An 18,044-nucleotide genomic window follows, 5' to 3' on the forward strand; every position below is an offset into this window, starting at 1 on the left:
TGACCAGCTTGGCGGGGAAGAAACTCTCTCCCTTCGTCCCCGCCGAAACTCGTTCCTCCTGCGAACGTACAACTTGAGGGCCGGAGCCACCCGCTCCGGCCCATTTTTTGGTTGCATGGGAGGGTGCGCGCATCGCACACTGGGCGGGTCGCCATGCCCGTCATGCGCACAGGGGAGAGCCGATGAAGATCGTAATAGCCGTCATCAAACCGTTCAAACTGGAAGAGGTACGCGAGGCTTTGGCCGCAATTGGCGTTGCTGGAATGACCGTGTGCGAGGCCAAGGGATTCGGTCGGCAAAAAGGGCAGACCGAAATCTATCGCGGCGCCGAATATGCGGTGAATATGCTTCCCAAGGTGCGGCTGGAAATTGCCGTCGACGACGAAATGGCTCCGCAAGTGGTCGAGACGATCCGCAATGCCGCAAACACCGGACAAATTGGCGATGGGAAAATTTTCGTCCTGCCGCTTGAAGGCGCGACGCGTATCAGGACGGGCGAAGTCGACGAAAATGCGCTATAAAATCAGCGCCGAGCTTGCGCTGCAGGCCCCTTGCGCCATACCATGCCGCAATCGCTGGAAGGAGTACCGGCATGAGAAGAGCTTTCGCTGCACTTTCCCTCTCGGCACTAATCGCCGCGCCTCCAGCACTCGCGCAGGATGACGATCCGAGGCGTGGTGCTTACGTCGCCATCGATGCAGGCGCTGTTCTGCCCGCCGATTTCGACACCGATATCGGCGCGGATAAGGAAGATGCTCGCACGTCCACGGAGCTTGGCTGGGGTGTAGATGCGCGGCTTGGCTACGATGCCGGGCGTATCCGTTTAGAGCTTGAGGGCTCGCACCAATTCTTTGGAGCAGAAGAAATCACTTCTGCCACGCGCGGAATTCCGGACAGTGCCACGACTTTCGCGACCGGCTCGCAAGAGTATGACGGCGACTTCTCACTCACCTCAGTGATGGCCAATGCACTGGTCGACTTCGGCGACGCGGACGAGGTGCAATTCGCCGCAGGCGGCGGAATCGGGCGCAGCTGGATGGATGTGGAGTCCGCCATTGTCGGCGCGAGCGTCGATCATCTCGATGCCAGCGACAATGAATGGGCGTGGCAATTGCTCGCTGAAGCGCGAGTGCCGGTGGCAGAGCGGGTCGATCTGGGCGTGCGCTATCGCTATTTCAGCACGCTGGAATTCGAGGTGGAGGACAGCGCTGGCCGCGCCACCGATTTCGAGCTGCGCACGCATACGCTGACGGCAACGCTGACGGTGCACCTTGGCGGGCGTTCGGATCCGCCCACAGAGCCGGTTAGCGTGCCGCCCGCGCCAGAACCTGCTCCTCCTCCGCCTACGCCGCCAGAAAGGCCGCGTGGGCATCCTCCAGGTTTTTATACCCCCTGTGAACAGGGCCCGTTCATCGTGTTCTTCGATTGGGATGAAAGCGAGATTACTCCCGAAGCCGCGGCGGTTTTGGATGTTGCAATTACGGCCTACAGCCGATGTAATGATGTTCGCGTCATGCTGGCCGGTCATGCCGATACATCAGGGCCAAGCGTTTACAATGTCCGTCTCTCCGAACGGCGCAACGCGGCGGTGCGCGACTACCTCACGAGAGGCGGCCTTCCCGCTTTTGACATCGCATCACAGGCCTTTGGCGAAAGTCGGCCGCGCGTTCCCACCGCCGACGGCGTGCGCGAATTGCAGAACCGCCGGGTGGAAATCACCTACGGTCCGGGCTCGGGCAATTAATCCAGCCGCTCCCGTTCCCAGCGAGCGCGGATCATGTCGGAGGTTTCGCGGCTGCCGTCATGGCTCCAGCCGGGCTCGCGCCATAGATAGGATAGCTTGTGCCGCCACGGCGCGCGCCACACGTCCTTCGCTATCGCCGACCATTCATGGAACACGGCCTTCACGATGTTGAATGTGCCTAGCTGGTTGACGATGCCATAGCGGATCCGGTCGCTGTCATCTTCCGGCGTGAACGTGCCAAACATCCGGTCCCAGATGATGAAAACGCCAGCATAATTGCGATCGAGATAGCGCGGATTGATCGCATGGTGGACGCGGTGATGTGATGGGGTGTTCATTATCGCTTCGAACCAACGCGGCATCCGACCGACGGATTCAGTGTGAATCCAGAACTGATAAATCAGATTGATCCCGCCGCAGGCGATAATCATTGCGGGCTCAAATCCCGCAAAAGCGAGCGGCAACCGGAAAATGAAGCTGGCAGCGAAGAAGCCCGTCCAGCTTTGCCGCAGGGCCGTTGAGAGATTGTAGTGCTGGCTCGAATGGTGATTCACATGGCTCGCCCAGAACCATCGCACGCGGTGGGCGCTTCGGTGAAACAGGTAATAGGCGAAGTCATCCAGCACGAAGCACAGCGGCCACGCCCACCATACCCAACCGATGTTTAAGGGGGTGGAGGCATGCGCCCAGAAAAGCATGGCTGCGAGTGCACCACCGGTGATCGCGCCGACGGCAGTGCTGCCGAGACCGATGAAAAGCGATGTCGCCGTGTCGCGCGATTCGTAGGCTTCGGGTCGGCGGGAACGTGCCCAAAGCACTTCGCCAATGATAAGCGCTACGAAGAGCGGTATCGCAAGGGTGACTGGATCGGGAATCATCGCTGGCTACTTAGCACTAGCCAAGCCTTTCACCCAGTCTGGAGCGCTGTTGTCGAATTGCAACACGAGCGAGCGAGGACCAATCGTTTGGTCTGTGATCGACAGCCGCTTCCCTTCCCAAGCGAAACTTGCCTCATCACCCAAAACCCGCGCGATGAAGGAGCCCCCATGTGCTAGCAGCACTGCCAGCCGACCGTTCGCATCACGTGCCAGCGCACCTGTCCGCTGGTCGTTGATCGCAATATCTAAAGGGGCGAAACCCCCAGCGGCCAAGCGAAAGAATCCCTCTGCATCGCTATCTGTCTGCAGTACTCCGCCGCGTGAAAAGCCAAGAAAATGCACCAGGGCGACGAGCGCCAGAATTGCGAGCAGCGACGCACCAATTGTGATGATCTCTGCGCTCATCTCATCCTCTTGCTCTTCGCGCTATCGGGCGGTCCGCTCGTCCCATTTCGCACCCGTCATTCAACTGCAACACTAAATTATTCGCATCGCCTTCAATTTACGGTTATAAGCCTGCAAAAGAAGTGGCGGGGGAAGTTCGTTGCTTCTGGTTGGCGGAGAGTTCGTCCGCGTCGTCAGCCTGAGTTACAGGACGGGATTGAAGGTTTTTTAGGTTCATGGGTTACGACAGAGGACGTCGCGGTAAGGGGCGCGACAAGCGTGATGGTTTCGGGGAAGACGGTTTCGACCCCTTCGTGGATGGCGGCCCTGCACCGATGGACGGTGGCGGCTGGCGCGATGGCGGCAATGACCGCTTCGGCGGCGGTGACCGTTTCAATGAGGATCGTGGCGGCGGCAACCGGGGCGGTGGCTTCGGTGGCGGCAATCGTGGCGGCGGCGGTGGATTCCGCGGCGGCGGCGGCGGTGGAGCACCGCGCGGTGGCGGTGGCGGCGGAATGCCGGCACAGGTCGTCGGCACCGGCCAGGGCAAGGTGAAGTTCTTCAATGCCCAAAAGGGTTTTGGGTTCATCCAGCGCGATGAAGGGGGCGAGGACGTTTTCGTTCACATCAGCCAGGTTGAGCGCGCCGGCCTCGAAGGTCTGGCGGAAGGCCAGGAGCTACAATTCAACCTCGTGGACCGTGGTGGCAAGGTGTCTGCTGCCGATCTTCAAGTCGTCGGTGACGTGATCGAAGTGCAAAAAGCAGCGCCGCAGCGCGAACTGACCGGCGAAAAGGCTGTCGGTACGGTGAAGTTTTTCAACTCCATGAAAGGCTTCGGCTTCATCACCCGTGATGATGGCAAGGAAGATGCCTTCGTGCATATCAGTGCAGTGGAGCGTTCGGGCCTGCAGGGGATCGAAGAAGGCGATCGTTTCGAGTTTGATCTCGAAGTGGACCGCCGCGGCAAATATTCTGCCGTCAATCTGGTCCCGGCACAGGGTTAAACCTACCGGTCCACAGCTTGGCGGCCTTATGTTTGACCGGCTGCCTGCACATGCATAGAGAAGCACAGATCAGGCGGTCGGACCAGCAAGGCCCGGCCGCCTCTCTCTTGTTCTGCGTTGAAGGATTTTCGCGATGACCATTACCCCGCTGATGCCCGTATACCCGCGCTGCGGCGTGCGTCCGGTGCGCGGTGAGCACTGCCATTTGATTGACGAGGACGGCACGCACTACCTCGATTTCGCATCGGGTATTGCGGTAAATCTGCTTGGTCACAGCCACGAGGGACTAATCAGCGCAATTCAAAAGCAAGCGGAAACGCTGATGCACGTTTCCAACCTCTATGGGAGTCCGCAGGGGGAAGAGCTGGCGCAGATGCTGGTCGATCACACCTTTGCCGACACGGTGTTCTTCACCAATTCCGGCGCCGAAGCTGTGGAATGCGCGATCAAAACCGCGCGCGCTTATCACCAGTATGAAGGCAATGAAGAGCGGTTCGAAATCATCACGTTCAAGAACGCGTTTCATGGCCGCACGATGGCGACGATCAGCGCATCCAACCAAGACAAGATGCACAAGGGCTTCCAGCCGCTGCTACCCGGTTTCAAATATGTCGAGTTCGACGATCTTGAGGGCGCAAAAGCTGCTGTAGGGCCAAATACCGCTGGTTTCCTGGTTGAGCCGGTGCAGGGCGAGGGCGGTATCCGTCCGGCCAGCCAGGAATTCATGCAGGGCCTGCGCACACTGGCCGATGAGCACGATCTGATGCTGGCGCTTGATGAAGTGCAGTGCGGCGTCGCCCGGACGGGCACGCTTTATGCGTACGAGCAGTACGGCATCGTTCCGGACATCGTTGCTTCAGCCAAGGGTCTGGGCGGCGGTTTCCCGATGGGTGCCTGCCTCGCCACGGAGAAGGCTGCGCGCGGTATGGTTTTTGGCACCCATGGCTCAACCTATGGCGGAAACCCTCTTGCCATGGCGGCCGGTGTCGCCGTGATGAAGGCTGTGGCCAATGATGAATTTCTTGCCGAAGTGCGCGCCAAGGGTGAACGCCTGCGCTCTCGCCTCGAGCAATTTATCGGCAATTATCCCGACCTGTTCGAAAGTGTCCGTGGGATGGGTCTGATGCTTGGCATTAAGATGAAGGGCGAACCGCGACCCTTCATGGTCCATCTGCGCGACCATCACGATCTCCTGACGGTTGCTGCGGGCGACCAGACTTTGCGCCTCCTGCCACCGCTGGTGATCGGAGATGCGGAAATGGACGAATTCTTTGACAAGCTTTCTGCCGGCGCTGCCGATTATGTGCAGGAAATAGTTTCCTGAGCTTATGGCGCATTTCCTCGATCTCTCGGATGCGGGTGGCAACGCGATAGCTGCGATGCTGGCGGATGCGATTGATCGTAAAGCCGCACGCATTGGGAAACCGAAAGGTGCTAGTGATATCGACGCGCCCTTGCAGGATCGCGTACTCGCCGTGGTGTTTGAGAAAAGCTCCACCCGGACGCGGGTAAGCTTCGATATCGCTATGCGACAATTGGGGGGGAGTACGCTCGTCCTCGATGCCGGAACATCGCAGCTTGGGCGAGGGGAGAGCATCGCGGACACTGCGCGTGTCCTCAGCCGGATGGCCGATGCGATCATGGTTCGAACCGATAATCACGCCAAGATCGAGGAGATGGCGCATCATGCCAGCGTGCCGGTAATCAACGGACTTACTGATCGTTCGCATCCGTGCCAAATCATCGCCGATCTGTTGACCATCATCGAAAAAGGCAAGCCGTTGCCGGGCCTCGAAGTGGGCTGGTTCGGCGATGGCAACAATGTGCTGCACTCTATTCTAGAAGCTGCCGCATTGATGAAGTTCAAAGTGCGCGTGGCGACGCCCGAAGGGTTCGAGCCCGAGGCTGAATTTGTGGAGATGGCGCGCGATGCTGGTTGCACCATCACATTGACGCAGGACGCTGCAGAGGCTGCGCGCGGTGCGGATGTACTGGTCACCGATACGTGGGTATCGATGGGGCAAGCAGATAGCAGTGCGAAGCTCACCGCCATGCAACCTTACCGTGTGAATGCGGAGCTTATGGGCAAAGCCAAGCCAGATGCGATATTTCTTCACTGCCTGCCCGCCCATGTGGGTGACGAGGTGAGTGAAGGCGTTTTTGAAGGCCCGCAGTCAGTGGTTTTCGATGAGGCGGAGAACCGCATCCATGCGCAAAAATCCATCCTACTGTGGTGCTTCGACAAACTGGGCTGATCTCTTTGATTTGCCTCGATCCGCACCCATATGGCGCGGATGGAAACTTCACACAGCCAGACATTTTCCGATCAGTTGCTCGGATTTACCATACCTGATCGTGATTGCCGCGGACGCGCAGTACGCCTCGGCCCCGTGCTCGACGAAATTTTGAGCGCGCATGACTATCCCGTCCCTCTGCGCCACTGCCTTTCAGAAGCACTTGTGCTCACCGCGCTGATGGGTGGTTTGCTCAAAGGCGAGGGTGATCAGCTGACCATGCAGGCGCAAAGCGAAGGCGGCTTGGCAAATTTGCTGGTCTGCGATTACCGCAATGGTGAGCTTCGCGGATACATCGAGCACGATCCGGCGCAGTTTGCGGACGGCGGTGCGAGTGCCAGCTTGGAGAAGCTTTTCGGCAAAGGCCATCTCGCGATCACTTTCGACATCGCAAAGACAGGCAAGCGTTATCAGGGCATCGTCCCGCTGGAAGGCGACTCGCTTCCGTCAGCAGTAGAAAACTACTTCGCGCAGAGCGAGCAAGTGCCGACCCGCATTCGCACGGCCATTTCTTCCGATTCCACGCGGACTATGGCTGCAGGCTTTCTCGTGCAGCATTTTCCGGATGGAGAAGAAGGGCGAGAGCGGTTGCATGTGCGCCTTGATCACCCTGAATGGGAGCACGTCTCAATTATGGCAGAGAGCCTCAGCCATGAAGAATTATCAGACGAGACGCTTCCGCTCGAAGATCTGATTTGGCGGCTTTACCACGAAGAACGCGAAGTTCGCGTGACCACCGGATACAAGCTCGGGAAAGGATGTCGCTGCACCGAAGCGCATTTCGAAGACGTTCTCGCACGATTTCCCAAGGAAGACCGGCGCGAAATGGCCAACGATGACGGGATCATTGTCGTCGATTGCGCCTTTTGTTCAAAGGCCTTCGCTATTCAAGACTGATCGCTCAAGTCGCGCGCGATTGGTTGTTCAGAATTGTTCTGGTATAGATGGCTGCATCGAAGGATCCGCTTATGCGAATGCAACATATTGCTAAGACACTCATCGCCGGCGCAGTCGCAGCCGTTACGTTCACGCCTGCTGTTGCGCAGGCGCCTGAGCTCGCAATGCTGGATAGGCTTGAGCCGGGCAGCTGGACCTTGCGCATCCGTGATGAAGACCGGACCTCGCGGATTTGTGTGCGTACCGGGCGTGAATTCATCCAGATCCGGCACCGTCAGGCAGGCTGCGAGCAATTTGTCGTGCAGGATGATCGCAACGAAGTAACCGTTCAATATACCTGCCGTGGCAATGGATATGGTCGTACCACGATTCGCAGCGAGGGCAGTGAACTGGTGCAGATACGCAGCCAGGGTATCCGGGCCGGCACGCCATTCTCTGTCGAAGGTGAGGCGCGACGTACTGGCGGCTGCTGACCGCCGCGCTCTTGCCGTAACCGTGCGAACTGCCTAGCGGGCTTCACATGAGCAAAGACAAGCCCATCGCCTCTATCCTGCTGTCCGGCGGACTGGACTCCATGGTCAGCGCCGCCATCGCGCGCGAGCAGGGCTTTCGCCTGCACTGCCTCACCATCAATTACGGTCAGCGTCACGTTCGGGAGCTCGAATCTGCAGAGCGGATCGCGGGCGAGTTGGAGGCGGAAAGGCACATCACACTCGCGCTCGACCTACGACAATTCGGTGGCTCCGCGCTGACGGACGATATTGCCGTGCCGAAAGGCGGCGTCGATGACAGCATTCCCGTCACCTATGTGCCTGCGCGCAACCTGTTGTTCCTAGCGATGACCACCGCATTTGCGGAAAGTTCGGGCTCAAGCGATATCTTTATCGGCGTCAATGCGCTCGATTATTCCGGCTATCCCGATTGCCGTCCTGAGTTCATCGAAAGCTTTGCGGAGACTGCGCGATTGGGCACAAAGCAAGGCGTTGAAGGCTCTCCCTTCCAAATCCACACGCCTCTTCAGCATATGTCGAAAGCGGATATTGCGCGCGAATGTGCGCGGCTCGGCCTCGACCCGGTCTGGAGCTGGTCGTGCTACGATCCGACCCCTGAGGGGCTGGCATGTGGCCTGTGCGACAGCTGCAGATTGCGCCGCAAGGGTTTTGCCGAGGCTGGCGTTACCGACACCACTGCCTACGCCAATCACGCGGGCTAGCTACGCGTAACGATCCCGCATGCAACGCGGCTTCCGGCCGCACCGGCCGGATCGGTGCTGTAATCGTCCGGTCCTTCATGAACCACCAGAGCCGTGCCATCCGCGTCGAAAAGTGCGGCTTCCACCATGCTCCGATTTCCTCGCAGAATGGAACTCACCGTGCCAGCACCGTCGCTCGCTATCGAGACGTTGGGCAAATCGCCGAGGTGAGCGCCGCGAGGATTGAGCGTACCGTGCTCCTGTCCACCGGGGTTGAGATGGCCTCCTGCCGACGTAAAATCATTCGCACTGCAATCGCCTGCCGTGTGCAGGTGGACAGCGTGCAAGCCTGTGGTCAGACCGGTAAAGGAGACATTGATTGTCACCTCCTCGCCAAGTGAATACATCCGCGCTGTTCCAACTTGCTGTCCGGATCGGTTCATGATGTCGGCTTCAGCGATCTGCGTAGCAGCGGCCTCGTAAGCCGTCGCGCATCCGCTTAGCGACAATAGGGCCATTGCGGGGACGGCGAGCTGCTTGAGAATGGTCATGGCGAGAAGTCCTCTGAGAATTGCCTTTACCGGTTAACTCTCCGAGCCTTCTTCGAGTTCCTCAGGCGTTGGGCAAGATTCCTGCTGTTTGCAAAGAGGCGATAAGCGCAGCAATTGCCGCGCGAGCTTCCGCATCCTGCGTGCTGCCGCCGCTGGGTGCCGAAATTGCTGCTGCATAGGTCCAACCATTGTCGAATCTGGCGCTAGCTGATGCCGCAGTATCGTAGACGATCATTCCGCCACTCGGATTAGCAAACAGCCAGTTGCCGGACTGGAAGGACGCGATAGCATTTTCGTGCCCAATCCAATCGCCAGTGGGGGCGGCGCCGACAATCCAGCTTTCGCCATCTGTAGGCGATGAAGGTGGAATATCGGAAACGCCCTCAACAACCGGATGCAGCAGCAAATCTATTCGCGCGAGCGCTTCATTTACGAACACTTCTTTCTGTGCCTGCGCGGCGAAAAGTTTGGGAAGCGAGAACCGTGGAGTGGCGGAGGAAAAGGAAATAGGGTCGGTCATCGAAAACCTCAGTCTATTGTGGTCAGGAGAAGCGGCAATGAGCGGGAGAATGTCCCGATCTGGCGAACCCATAGCGGCTGACCGGGATGGTTCGCCTGCAAGTCGCTGACGGTTGGGGGATCAAGGGTGAACTCGGGTGCCGCCATGGCCCAAACCTTCCGTGGGGTTTCAGGATCGCCAAGTCCGATTTCATAGCTTTCGCTTTGCTCAACAAGCGGTACTTCCACGGTGCCGGACCAGACCCACGAACCGCGCGCGCGGCGTGTCCAAATTAGTGACATGCTGCCATCCACATTGGTCCGCATCTCGCCATGGACGGGAGTCAGCGGGCGAAGCGAGCTGCCTTCACCCCCGATCTCAGCGATGACCGGGGCATCGTCCGCGAGCCCGATCGCGGCAATCCTGTGTGCTTGCGCTATCGCTGCATTATCCAAGCGAATGGGTCGATCATCGAGCAGGATGAATGGCGCGCCCTGAGTGTGGTCAGCGAAGGTCACATGCTCGCTGCCGCCGATGCCGCGCAGCAAGACGGAAAGCCGCCAGCGACCTGCACCGATGTTCTCAGCATTTGCGAATTGCACAATCTCTTCGCCAATGAGCGCGCGGTTTTTCCCGCTGACTAACTCCTCCAACGTGCAGCTTGCGAGCAAGAAATCAGTCGAATCGAGCTGAATTTCGATCGCGTTGTGTCGGTCGATTAGGGCAGGGTGGGCAGGCGAAAGGTCCGAGGTCAGTTCTCCAATAATGCTCCGCCGCGATCCGGTGGTGCCGATTGGTGAAAGCAATTCACCTTGCACCGCATAAAGCGCAGCACCGCTCCAGCCGGCCGAAAAAGAGGAAGCAGCTGCATAAACCCGGCGTTGGTCGGATGGCCCCATGCCATCCCAAGGAAGCTCATAGGCTTCGAGCGAAGTCGCAGTCGCGATGTTGTCGACCTTTGGCAGTGACCGGCCTGTATCGGTGCTGACAGTTGCGGCTTTTCGCTGGGGCATTCGCACGAGATCAAGTTCGATGCCCTGTTCGCGCCATTCCCAAGCATCGATACGCCATTTCCCGTTGCGAGCGGGCACGGAAATGACTTGGCCGGGTGTGAGAGCCGGATCGATCTCTGCAATCCGGTAGGACATACGATCTTGAGACCAGCGCGCCCGCTCTGCCGCATCATCGGCCAGCTTGCGCGCATTGGTGGCAAGGAGCGCTCCGGGAAATTCGATCAGGCGATTACGACCCGGCGTGGCTCTGCCACCCGCTCGCTGCAATCCGGTCTGGAAATCGCGATCAATATCGTAATAGCGCAGGCCTGCCGGGATGCGGGTTTCGTCCGATTTGCGGCGCTCGGTGCGGCCGCTTCGCGCGTCATCTCCGGAGATATCAACCACAGGTTCGGGGAGCGTTTGCAGTGTATCTTCCGTAGGTTCACCGCTTGAAATCGAGAGCAGATTATTCCCTGCATTGCTTGAGATCGGATATACACGGTCGATCGATGAAAGCGTTTCCAATATCGTCCCACCTTCGTCCGAATAGCCTTTCAAGCTTTCAAGCGGGCGACTGACAGTCAAATCGCCGGGGACCGGGCCGAGGATTTCTTCGAGAGCGACATCACGGTCATCCGCAAATATCTCGAAAGTCAGGCTTGGTATGCGGTTACCGAAATCGGCCAATTGCAGCTCTTCAAACACGCAATAAGCAAGGCTGCGATAGGCAGGGCATGCGTTGCCTTCGGCGCTTGCAATGAGGGGATCGGGCAGTTGGTCGCCCTCGCCATTGTAGACCCGCAATTCGCCGCCGACTTTCAAATCACCTGCGGCGCCCCGCAGAAGATTGCCGTCCGCCCAGATGCGTCCAATGCCATTGATGCGGCGGCTCGACAGGGCAACGGCGAATGATCCTGAATAGGAATATGTCGTGACTGTCGGCTGACCCTTCCCGCCGCTTTCTTCGCTTGTTTCTTTGAGATCTGTCGCCCAGATGATGGAGCCGGCAGCCCGTATTTTTCCGAAATGACGCGGTATCGGTGCGCCATAAGAAGAGGTTGTGACTTTCAGCTCTTGCAGCCGCGGTCCTTCGCGGTCCGGTGGGCCAAAGATCATCGCATCGATCTGGCTACCGATAACCGATCCAATGGTCGCGCCGATTGGGCCGCCAATCGCTGTGCCAGCTGCGGAGAGTATGAGAGTGGCCATAATGGCTCCTTGAAATCAGGCGAGGCGCCAGCGGCTCAGCTCTGGTGCAGCTGGCGTCCGCGGTGACTTGACGACGCGGCGCAAGCCCGCATGTGCGTGGATCAGGTGATGGTCGACACTGACTATGCCGATATGGAATTGCCCTGGTGAAGGGTGCAACAGAACCAAGTCGCCGGCCATGTCCGGCTCGTCGGTTCTGGCAAAGCCGAGCTGTGACAGCAGCGGCATGAAGGTTGCGAGCCCCACATTGCGCAAAGTGTAAGCGGGTACTGGCGGCGGTATGCGTTCGATCGCGAGCAACGCACAATGCACGAGGCCTATACAGTCTATGCCCGTCTGCGGGTCCCGGCCGCGAAGCCTGAATGGCGCTCCTATAAGCTGTTCTGCAGCCTCTGCTAGTGCAGCGCCAGCATCGCTCATGATGAGCTGGTCGGATAGCTCGTGAGGAGATCGTTGCCGGGCAAATGGGGTTCGCCCTGAAAGTTTGCGGCATTGCCGAATCGGGCGTTGCAGGTCGCCAAAGTATGATCGCAGCCTTCACGCAAGAAAGCGCGCGTGCCGGCGCCGATATCGCTGGAAATGGGGCGGTCAAACACGATGCCAGCCGCATCTGCATCTATTACTTGCATGGTCATCCCTGCATGCGGCCCGTCGATCCACTTGATGCTGCCATGCAGGATATTTGCCGGAGCAGGTGCTGCACTGAAGCTGACGCGATTATTCTCCAGATCGATGCTGCTGACCTCGACGATGTGGGTGAAGCGCGACGCGCTCAACTGGCATGCCGCATCGCAGAACGCAGCACGGCAGGTCGGGCTGGTGCGCGCCACGACATCCACTTCGAGACGCGCTTTTGCCGAGCGAAGCTCCGCCTCAAAGCTCCCATCGCGCTGCGAAATTGCGCCCAATTCCCCGTGAAAGAGCGACGTATGCTCGAGCGTCTCCCAATCGACCAGGCCAATAGAGATCCGCGCATTGTCGAAGCGGCCTTGCTCCATATCTTCTGCTGAAATCGAATCGTGGGCCAATACGCCTTCTACTTCGACCGTATCGCGCTCAAGCTGCGCTGTGCGCCGGATAGCGGACGGAATCATGCCCGGGGCGGAGCGATAGCGCACGCTGTCGATCACCAGATCACGATTGTGGCTGGTGAAGCCGAGGCACATCCCGTCCCGCCGCTTGATGCTCCAATAGGTGGCAACGCCTTCCAGCTCTGTGGTGAAAAAAACATGGCCGCTCATATGTCTTCGCGCACTTCGATAAGCGGGACGGAAGGAGCATCATTTGCGGCGAAAGTGGCGCCGCTGATGTCCAGCCGATCTTCCGCAAAGCGCACGGGCACATCGAAAAGGAAGCCAGCGCGGATGGCGGCGCCATCGGGCGGCGCATTGGTGAAAGTGATCCTGCCGCCGTCGCCAAGGAGCCAATCGGTTTCGGCCACGCCGTCTACACTGATCAGTATCGTATCGGCGCGAGGCCGCGTGATGTTGCGCAGCTGAGGCTCGTCGATCGCGCCATAGCTTTTGCTCAGCTGGAAAGTCGCGGTCAGGCCGTCGCCCGTGCCGATCAGCTGGTCCATCATGGTGGGTGTCCCGCTCAGCCCGTTGCTGCTGAAATCGAAGGGATCGGCGAGCCTAAATGCGCGTGCAGGGCCCCGGCGAGCGCGGAAAAATTCCAGCAAAACGCCCAATTCTGCCTGTGAGCGAATGCCCGGGCCGACATCGTAATTCAAACGCGCATCGCTCCACTGACTGTTGCGCCGTTCATGACCCGATGCAGTAAGCAAGATCGAAGTCGAAAATTCAGGTGCCACCGATGCATCGCGGCCGAGCGCAAGCGGGTAGAGCACATCATCGAATGATTGCACGTCATTCTCCTCATCAGGCAATCGGACATATCCATCGCGCACGATCTGCGGCAGCGCCCACACGAAAGTGCGCTCCACGCCGCGCGCCTTGGCTTCATCGAGCCCGCCATCAATCAGGCGCCAGTAATCTTCGGCATCCTCGGCATTAAGGACGAAGCCTGCGAGATAATGCTGGCGATCGACCGGATAAGCGAGGCGCGCATCGAGCGCGGCATATCCGCGCTTGCGTTCAGCCTCAGCGCCGGCGGTCAGCCAATCATAATCCTCGACTTGCAAGCGCGTGAAAGCGGGTGAGCTCCACCTGCTGGAAATATTGAGCCGCGCCGCCACGGGATGCGCCGGATCAAAAACCTGCGGAGTGAACAGCAGGATGTAGGTCGAGGTTTCAGACCCGCCCGCTTGCTGAGCCCGTCCGCGCATCGACGTCGCGGTAAAACCCAGCTTGAAAGCGGCGGCATCGATGTAGTCCGAAATAGCGGGGTCGTTCGGGTCGGAGCTGGCGGTGATCTGCGGAACTTGTGGCTGGGATGCGCGCATGTCTGCGTCATAGATGCACGGCTTGCCGCCGGGATTAATCCACCACCAAGGCTCGCCAATTTGAAAATGCGGATCGAGGCCGGTGGCGACTTGCAAAGATACAAGTTCTGTCGTCGCGTCGCGCAAAAAATGTACTGCGGCATTGTTCGCAGGGGAGACAAGCGTCGATGGCGGCACCCATCCGGTCAGCGCAGGATTGCCATCCCAATCCCGCTGCTTCCACGCTTCCGGGCAGTGCTCGTCGAAGAGCTCGAGGGAAAGCGAGAGGATAGGCGAAAGGCCAAGCTGAAGACTGGCTTCGAAAAGATTGCGATGCCATGCGATGCACGGCTCACAAAGCGGTGTGTTCGGATCGACCAAGAGTGTCTGCGTGGCATCGGGCTTGAGCCGGTAATAGTGGCTCATCCCGACGTAATGTACATAAGTTCCGCGATAGCCCAGATGCAGCACATTGCGCAGCATCCGCGCCGGGGTAAGATTGTAGCTGTCATCATAGGCCGTGCACATTCCGACATCGTGAGGCGGCAACAGTGCATCGCCAATCACCAGCATGGCGCGCTCGCCATCTGCCGAGATATCGGACAATTCCACCCATCCATCCGCTCGGGCAGGCAAAAGCTGCGAATTGGCAGGATCATAAGCGGGCGGGACAATCGATATGAACATGCGATCGATCGACGCCGGATGAATAAGAGTGCCATCGCCGGCCCACCCTTCGCGAAGGTCCGAGAAGGGGATGGTGATGCGCGCATCCTCCGGCGTGCCATCGGCGTAATTCCACAGCCGCACGAACCAGGTGCGCGCGGCTCCGGAGGCATCGCGGCCTTCGATCGTCAGTGTGGGGCCATGCACCGCGTCGAGCGGCAAAACGCCTGATGACTGCCAGCGAAAATTGAGCGTCAAGCGGCTGTAGTCACGCTCCGTATCGTAAGACAGCAGCGGATGATCGAACCGGTCTTCGCTTTCCCAGATCAGGCCCGCTAGCGCATCGTGGTGGTGGAACTCGCAATCCACCCGCAATGCGTCCGGCGCTGTCGTGATCACGCTCGCCATCATCGGTCGCGGGAAATCGACCGTCCAGAAAGGCGGATCGAAGCGTTGGATAAAGTCGATATCCTGGCCTTCGCGCTTCTTCGCCAACCAATATGCCATCTCGGATACCTCTCAGTAATCTCTCATGGAACGGGCGATGGCACTGGCGACCTGGCGCGATGATCGTTTGAGAATCACCGGGCTTTGCGTGCCGCGCGGCGTATTGAGATTGATCGACACGCGAACGTCGCGAGCACCGCCCATCTGTCCGTTCGCCTCGACTCGACCGGCGCTCGTCGGCACGAAAAGCTCCGGCCCTCGCTCGCCGACGACATAGGGTGTTCCCGGCGACACCGGCCCCCCGGTCGCGCGGCCGGGCAGTCCGAGGAAAGAGCTGAAAATGCCGTTCAGGATGGAGCCGAAATTGGTGCCGCCACCGATGGGAGACTGACCGCCGAAGATCGCTCCGATACCGCTTTGAAGGGCCTGCGCGGCGATTTCATTCATCGTGCGCAGGGCAATGGATTTCAGCTCGTCAAAGCCCAGCTTGCCGCGCCGGATGGCAGACAGCAGGCTGCGTTCCAGCACATCGCCTGCCTTGGCGAAGCCATCGAGCAGCGATGTGTCGAGCGCACCGCGCATGTCCTCGATATCGGAGCGAAAGCCGCTGGTGCTTGCACGTACCTCCACCATCAGGGTTTCGATTTCATCGTCCATTGTTGTCGCTTTCGATCATGTGCTCGATCTGGCTGCGGGTGATGCCGGGATCGGCCCCATTCGCTTCGTCGAGCAGGATTGCTGCCAGTTCTGCCGGGGTCGCACGCCAGAACCAGTGCGGGGGCCAGCCGAGCAGCCTGCCGCTCGCGCCCGCAAGCCGGCGTGCACCGTCAGCAAATTGCTTCGTCATTCGCCGCCCTGCAGGATCTGCGCGAGAAGCACGCGCAGAGGTGCTGTCGATTTCGCGAGGCCCAACGCCATTACGGCTTCGCCCACATCGTCCCGCGAAACCCTGCTTCGATCAGACAGGCAATGCCAGAACAGGGCGGCGATTTCGGTGAGGCGCAGCTGGCCTTCCGATGCCCGTTCGACCAACGCGAACAGCGGACCGAGTTCGTCCTCAGCCGCGACAAGCGCTGCAAAGCTGGGGCGCAACAGATGCTCCTCGCCAGCGATGCGCAAAACCGCTTCACCGCGGATAGCATTCGCAGTCATGCAGGCAGCACCGCGCCGGAGCTCTCGAGCTGCAGCGTGTAATTTCGCTCGCCATTGAAATCGCCCGCATAATCCAGCCGCTGGACAAGGAAACGACCGTGCAGCTTTTGCCCGTCTTCGAAGGACAATTCGTATTCCTCGATCGTCCCGGCAAGCGCATGGGCGCGGATGGCGGCTTCGGCATTGCTGCCAAGGAAAATGCCCGCCGCGCTGACAGAGACCGAACGCACGCCCGCTCCGGAAAGCAGGTCACGCCAGCCACCCGATTCCTTATGCGTGACGACTACGGCATCGCCATTGATCGACATTTGCGTGGTCCTGAGGCCAGCGACAGTTTCATAGGCAGGGGGCTGCGTGCCATCCCCGATTTTGAGGAGGAAGGCAGAGCCTTTTTGGGCAGTCATATGGGGGTTCTCCGAGTGATAAGCTGGGAATTCCCCTCCCGCTTGCGGGAGGGGCTAGGGGTGGGCATGGGCCCGCAAGGGCCCACCCCGCTGCGACTAGGCTCCTTCGTCACCAAGTCTCGCTCCCCTCCCGCAAGCGGGAAGGGTCAGGCGGCAAGCAATCTGAAACGATATTCGAGCAACACGGCCCGCGTGTTGCGTGGTCGCTGTTCGGCGCGAGCGCGCAGGAATTGACTGGTTACGAGGTGGAAGCCGGTTTGCGCGGCTGTTAGCGCCTCGATCCGGTTTTCGATAAGCGACACCAGCGATGCGGTTTCATCCGCCGCATCACCACGGGTGTGCAGCTCGATGGCGATGCGCACTTCGCGCCCTTTCGTGCCTTTCGTGCTCCAATCCGTGCTCGCGCTTGCGGCAATGCCGAGCCATGGCGGCGCGCTGCGGGATGGGGCTTCCTCGGTCACATCGTTCAGCGCGGCGGACAGCTGCGGGTCGCTCTTCAGCCAATCGACAAGGGCAGTTCTGAGAGTGCTTTCCATCATCAGACATCCCTGCTGGTGAGTGGCCAGAGCAGGCGCGGATTGCGCCAGCGTGATCCGTCCGTCACGCGGCGACGCGCGCGGTTCTCGGCGTAAGCGAGCGCCAGTAGCTTGGCGCGATTGGTCATGCACTGGGCGAAGTTGATGTCGCGCTTCATTTGCGGATCGATCACGCGATCACCATGCCGCGCCAGGGCTGCCACAGCGCCGTCACCGCGGCGGGGGGAGCATTGGAGCCGCCCTCATTGCGCTCGCGATAATGATGCGCGGCCAGCCGGATGATGCCATGACGGAGGCCTTCGGGAAGGCTTTCCCAATCGGGCGCAAGTCCGGCGGTAAAGCGCACCGCGATACGAACGTCAGCAAAGGTGCGCAGCAGGTTCACTCGCCCGCTGCCATTGGCGAGGATGTCGAACAAATAGTCGCCGGGATTGACTGCGCCGCGTGTGCCGTTAGCCGCAATCGTCTCCAGCGTGGTGATCGACTGCACGGGGCTGGTGGCGAGCGAATGCCAGCCTCGGGTAGCGGGCACCACCTCTTCACACAGCGCCTCGATCGGCATGGCGCGGGTGAAGCTCTCGCAGGTGTCGAGACTGGCGCGCAGCAAAGCGCTGAGCGCAGCATCGTCACGCGTCGTTGTGATCGCGAGCCATTCTTTAAGCTCATTAAGGGCCGCTTGTGGCAAGAATGCCGGCGCGACGATTTGCCGCTTCATAAGCGGTCTCCTTCTGGATGAAACAGGTAAGGGCACGCCCGCCCCGCGAGCGGGAAGGGGACTCCAGCGGAGCGGGCGTGCGGGGCAGCTAGCT

The 18,044-nt window shown here is 59.7% G+C and carries 23 protein-coding genes; 8 read left to right on the forward strand and 15 right to left on the reverse strand.

The genetic code is table 11. The features are described 5' to 3' along the window. Positions 1–182 precede the first annotated feature (182 nt). Together I5L03_RS02905 and I5L03_RS02910 are read left to right on the forward strand one after the other, a co-directional pair. Positions 183–521, forward strand: coding sequence for a P-II family nitrogen regulator (locus I5L03_RS02905; protein WP_197920186.1), 339 nt, complete (start codon positions 183–185; stop codon positions 519–521). Between the two features lie 71 nt (positions 522–592). Next, positions 593–1,744, forward strand: a complete 1,152-nt coding sequence (locus tag I5L03_RS02910) for an OmpA family protein (RefSeq protein ID WP_197920187.1) — start codon at positions 593–595, stop codon at positions 1,742–1,744. Here the strand turns inward: I5L03_RS02910 and I5L03_RS02915 are convergent. Next, a complete protein-coding gene (locus tag I5L03_RS02915) occupies positions 1,741–2,622 on the reverse strand; it encodes a sterol desaturase family protein (RefSeq protein ID WP_197920188.1) in 882 nt (293 codons plus the stop codon). The genes I5L03_RS02910 and I5L03_RS02915 overlap by 4 nt on opposite strands. Positions 2,623–2,628: 6 nt before the next feature. Beyond that, a complete protein-coding gene (locus tag I5L03_RS02920) occupies positions 2,629–3,027 on the reverse strand; it encodes a hypothetical protein (RefSeq protein ID WP_197920189.1) in 399 nt (132 codons plus the stop codon). 215 nt (positions 3,028–3,242) lie between these two features. Here I5L03_RS02920 and I5L03_RS13580 point away from each other — a divergent pair, with 215 nt between their 5' ends. The 6 genes from I5L03_RS13580 to queC all read left to right on the forward strand — a co-directional run bounded on the left by I5L03_RS13580 (position 3,243) and on the right by queC (position 8,414). Next, positions 3,243–4,010, forward strand: coding sequence for a cold-shock protein (locus I5L03_RS13580; protein WP_197920190.1), 768 nt, complete (start codon positions 3,243–3,245; stop codon positions 4,008–4,010). 133 nt (positions 4,011–4,143) lie between these two features. After that, positions 4,144–5,334 (forward strand): aspartate aminotransferase family protein, encoded by a 1,191-nt coding sequence (locus I5L03_RS02930; protein ID WP_197920191.1) that lies wholly within the window; start codon positions 4,144–4,146, stop codon positions 5,332–5,334. Between the two features lie 4 nt (positions 5,335–5,338). Next, positions 5,339–6,265 (forward strand): ornithine carbamoyltransferase, encoded by a 927-nt coding sequence (gene argF, locus I5L03_RS02935; RefSeq protein ID WP_197920192.1) that lies wholly within the window; start codon positions 5,339–5,341, stop codon positions 6,263–6,265. A 39-nt stretch (positions 6,266–6,304) separates the two neighbouring features. Continuing rightward, entirely contained in the window at positions 6,305–7,201 is an 897-nt protein-coding gene (gene hslO / locus I5L03_RS02940; protein ID WP_197920193.1) for an Hsp33 family molecular chaperone HslO, read from the forward strand. Positions 7,202–7,278: 77 nt separating this feature from the next. Further along, entirely contained in the window at positions 7,279–7,674 is a 396-nt protein-coding gene (locus I5L03_RS02945) for a DUF3617 domain-containing protein (protein WP_197920194.1), read from the forward strand. Positions 7,675–7,721: 47 nt separating this feature from the next. Next, on the forward strand, positions 7,722–8,414 hold the full coding sequence (queC, locus tag I5L03_RS02950) for a 7-cyano-7-deazaguanine synthase QueC (RefSeq protein ID WP_197920195.1): 693 nt from the start codon (positions 7,722–7,724) through the stop codon (positions 8,412–8,414). On the opposite strand, the gene I5L03_RS02955 is transcribed toward queC, so the two are convergent. The 13 genes from I5L03_RS02955 to I5L03_RS03015 form a co-directional block, all read right to left on the reverse strand. After that, entirely contained in the window at positions 8,411–8,944 is a 534-nt protein-coding gene (locus I5L03_RS02955; protein WP_197920196.1) for a superoxide dismutase family protein, read from the reverse strand. The genes queC and I5L03_RS02955 overlap by 4 nt on opposite strands. 61 nt (positions 8,945–9,005) lie before the next feature. After that, entirely contained in the window at positions 9,006–9,464 is a 459-nt protein-coding gene (locus I5L03_RS02960; protein WP_197920197.1) for a DUF2793 domain-containing protein, read from the reverse strand. An 8-nt stretch (positions 9,465–9,472) separates the two neighbouring features. Beyond that, the gene (locus I5L03_RS02965; protein WP_197920198.1) at positions 9,473–11,647 is read right to left on the reverse strand and encodes a phage tail protein; all 2,175 of its coding nucleotides are present in this window, start codon (positions 11,645–11,647) and stop codon (positions 9,473–9,475) included. Positions 11,648–11,662: 15 nt separating this feature from the next. Continuing rightward, positions 11,663–12,067: an NlpC/P60 family protein gene (locus I5L03_RS02970; protein ID WP_197920199.1), complete on the reverse strand. Its 405-nt coding sequence runs from the start codon at positions 12,065–12,067 to the stop codon at positions 11,663–11,665. Beyond that, positions 12,064–12,888 (reverse strand): DUF2163 domain-containing protein, encoded by an 825-nt coding sequence (locus tag I5L03_RS02975; RefSeq protein WP_197920200.1) that lies wholly within the window; start codon positions 12,886–12,888, stop codon positions 12,064–12,066. The genes I5L03_RS02970 and I5L03_RS02975 overlap by 4 nt, the downstream gene beginning before the upstream one ends. After that, positions 12,885–15,203 carry a DUF2460 domain-containing protein gene (locus tag I5L03_RS02980; protein WP_197920201.1) on the reverse strand — a complete coding sequence of 773 codons (2,319 nt, stop codon included), beginning with the start codon at positions 15,201–15,203 and terminating at the stop codon, positions 12,885–12,887. The genes I5L03_RS02975 and I5L03_RS02980 overlap by 4 nt, the downstream gene beginning before the upstream one ends. A gap of 12 nt (positions 15,204–15,215) precedes the next feature. Continuing rightward, entirely contained in the window at positions 15,216–15,800 is a 585-nt protein-coding gene (locus tag I5L03_RS02985) for a phage tail tape measure protein (RefSeq protein ID WP_197920202.1), read from the reverse strand. Then, on the reverse strand, positions 15,790–15,990 hold the full coding sequence (locus tag I5L03_RS02990) for a phage tail assembly chaperone (protein WP_197920203.1): 201 nt from the start codon (positions 15,988–15,990) through the stop codon (positions 15,790–15,792). Before I5L03_RS02990 ends, I5L03_RS02985 begins: the two co-directional genes overlap by 11 nt. Further along, a complete protein-coding gene (locus I5L03_RS02995) occupies positions 15,987–16,295 on the reverse strand; it encodes a gene transfer agent family protein (RefSeq protein WP_197920204.1) in 309 nt (102 codons plus the stop codon). The genes I5L03_RS02990 and I5L03_RS02995 overlap by 4 nt, the downstream gene beginning before the upstream one ends. After that, the gene (locus I5L03_RS03000; protein ID WP_197920205.1) at positions 16,292–16,699 is read right to left on the reverse strand and encodes a phage major tail protein, TP901-1 family; all 408 of its coding nucleotides are present in this window, start codon (positions 16,697–16,699) and stop codon (positions 16,292–16,294) included. The genes I5L03_RS02995 and I5L03_RS03000 overlap by 4 nt, the downstream gene beginning before the upstream one ends. 146 nt (positions 16,700–16,845) lie before the next feature. Further along, positions 16,846–17,238 carry a DUF3168 domain-containing protein gene (locus I5L03_RS03005; RefSeq protein ID WP_325100056.1) on the reverse strand — a complete coding sequence of 131 codons (393 nt, stop codon included), beginning with the start codon at positions 17,236–17,238 and terminating at the stop codon, positions 16,846–16,848. Next, the gene (locus I5L03_RS03010; protein ID WP_197920206.1) at positions 17,238–17,408 is read right to left on the reverse strand and encodes a hypothetical protein; all 171 of its coding nucleotides are present in this window, start codon (positions 17,406–17,408) and stop codon (positions 17,238–17,240) included. Before I5L03_RS03010 ends, I5L03_RS03005 begins: the two co-directional genes overlap by 1 nt. Then, complete coding sequence (locus I5L03_RS03015; RefSeq protein ID WP_197920207.1) at positions 17,405–17,950, reverse strand: head-tail connector protein; 546 nt, start codon at positions 17,948–17,950, stop codon at positions 17,405–17,407. Before I5L03_RS03015 ends, I5L03_RS03010 begins: the two co-directional genes overlap by 4 nt. Positions 17,951–18,044 lie beyond the last annotated feature (94 nt).

Source organism: Aurantiacibacter sediminis (genome assembly GCF_016019885.1).
Classification (GTDB): domain Bacteria; phylum Pseudomonadota; class Alphaproteobacteria; order Sphingomonadales; family Sphingomonadaceae; genus Alteraurantiacibacter; species Alteraurantiacibacter sediminis.

What these genes read in the sequence shown, in the direction of transcription:
- I5L03_RS02980 (WP_197920201.1), bottom strand. Translation starts at nt 15,203, where the DNA reads ATGGCATATTGGTTGGCGAAGAAGCGCGAAGGCCAGGATATCGACTTT.
- I5L03_RS02985 (WP_197920202.1), bottom strand. Translation starts at nt 15,800, where the DNA reads ATGGACGATGAAATCGAAACCCTGATGGTGGAGGTACGTGCAAGCACC.
- I5L03_RS03015 (WP_197920207.1), bottom strand. Translation starts at nt 17,950, where the DNA reads ATGAAGCGGCAAATCGTCGCGCCGGCATTCTTGCCACAAGCGGCCCTT.
- I5L03_RS13580 (WP_197920190.1), top strand. Translation starts at nt 3,243, where the DNA reads ATGGGTTACGACAGAGGACGTCGCGGTAAGGGGCGCGACAAGCGTGAT.
- I5L03_RS02975 (WP_197920200.1), bottom strand. Translation starts at nt 12,888, where the DNA reads ATGAGCGGCCATGTTTTTTTCACCACAGAGCTGGAAGGCGTTGCCACC.
- I5L03_RS03000 (WP_197920205.1), bottom strand. Translation starts at nt 16,699, where the DNA reads ATGACTGCCCAAAAAGGCTCTGCCTTCCTCCTCAAAATCGGGGATGGC.
- I5L03_RS02905 (WP_197920186.1), top strand. Translation starts at nt 183, where the DNA reads ATGAAGATCGTAATAGCCGTCATCAAACCGTTCAAACTGGAAGAGGTA.
- hslO (WP_197920193.1), top strand. Translation starts at nt 6,305, where the DNA reads ATGGAAACTTCACACAGCCAGACATTTTCCGATCAGTTGCTCGGATTT.
- I5L03_RS03005 (WP_325100056.1), bottom strand. Translation starts at nt 17,238, where the DNA reads ATGATGGAAAGCACTCTCAGAACTGCCCTTGTCGATTGGCTGAAGAGC.
- I5L03_RS02930 (WP_197920191.1), top strand. Translation starts at nt 4,144, where the DNA reads ATGACCATTACCCCGCTGATGCCCGTATACCCGCGCTGCGGCGTGCGT.
- I5L03_RS02995 (WP_197920204.1), bottom strand. Translation starts at nt 16,295, where the DNA reads ATGACTGCGAATGCTATCCGCGGTGAAGCGGTTTTGCGCATCGCTGGC.
- I5L03_RS02945 (WP_197920194.1), top strand. Translation starts at nt 7,279, where the DNA reads ATGCAACATATTGCTAAGACACTCATCGCCGGCGCAGTCGCAGCCGTT.
- I5L03_RS02915 (WP_197920188.1), bottom strand. Translation starts at nt 2,622, where the DNA reads ATGATTCCCGATCCAGTCACCCTTGCGATACCGCTCTTCGTAGCGCTT.
- I5L03_RS02990 (WP_197920203.1), bottom strand. Translation starts at nt 15,990, where the DNA reads ATGACGAAGCAATTTGCTGACGGTGCACGCCGGCTTGCGGGCGCGAGC.
- I5L03_RS02920 (WP_197920189.1), bottom strand. Translation starts at nt 3,027, where the DNA reads ATGAGCGCAGAGATCATCACAATTGGTGCGTCGCTGCTCGCAATTCTG.
- I5L03_RS02965 (WP_197920198.1), bottom strand. Translation starts at nt 11,647, where the DNA reads ATGGCCACTCTCATACTCTCCGCAGCTGGCACAGCGATTGGCGGCCCA.
- I5L03_RS02970 (WP_197920199.1), bottom strand. Translation starts at nt 12,067, where the DNA reads ATGAGCGATGCTGGCGCTGCACTAGCAGAGGCTGCAGAACAGCTTATA.
- I5L03_RS02955 (WP_197920196.1), bottom strand. Translation starts at nt 8,944, where the DNA reads ATGACCATTCTCAAGCAGCTCGCCGTCCCCGCAATGGCCCTATTGTCG.
- argF (WP_197920192.1), top strand. Translation starts at nt 5,339, where the DNA reads ATGGCGCATTTCCTCGATCTCTCGGATGCGGGTGGCAACGCGATAGCT.
- I5L03_RS02960 (WP_197920197.1), bottom strand. Translation starts at nt 9,464, where the DNA reads ATGACCGACCCTATTTCCTTTTCCTCCGCCACTCCACGGTTCTCGCTT.
- I5L03_RS02910 (WP_197920187.1), top strand. Translation starts at nt 593, where the DNA reads ATGAGAAGAGCTTTCGCTGCACTTTCCCTCTCGGCACTAATCGCCGCG.
- queC (WP_197920195.1), top strand. Translation starts at nt 7,722, where the DNA reads ATGAGCAAAGACAAGCCCATCGCCTCTATCCTGCTGTCCGGCGGACTG.